Origin of the sequence: Herbaspirillum sp. LeCh32-8, from assembly GCF_017814915.1 — a bacterium.
GTDB lineage: Bacteria > Pseudomonadota > Gammaproteobacteria > Burkholderiales > Burkholderiaceae_D > Herbaspirillum.
In genome coordinates this window covers 1-203 of sequence record NZ_JAGIPZ010000043.1, presented here as the reverse complement: position 1 = coordinate 203, position 203 = coordinate 1, and the positions used below count along the sequence as shown (strand labels likewise).

At 53.7% G+C, this 203-nt stretch carries 2 tRNA genes; both read right to left on the bottom strand.

The window, feature by feature from the left end:
• Positions 1–73, bottom strand: a tRNA-Gly gene (locus J8I26_RS22610).
• Between the two features lie 54 nt (positions 74–127).
• Positions 128–203 (bottom strand) — tRNA-Gly (locus J8I26_RS22605).

The following is a 203-nucleotide window of genomic DNA, read 5'->3' as shown; positions in this document are numbered from 1 at the left end:
AGCGGGAGAAGAGTCTCGAACTCTCGACCTATACCTTGGCAAGGTATCGCTCTACCAACTGAGCTACTCCCGCATGGGACCTTACTTACTGCAACTGCCGGAAGAAGCTGCGCTTCATCCTTGAAACTGGAGCGGGAGAAGAGTCTCGAACTCTCGACCTATACCTTGGCAAGGTATCGCTCTACCAACTGAGCTACTCCCGC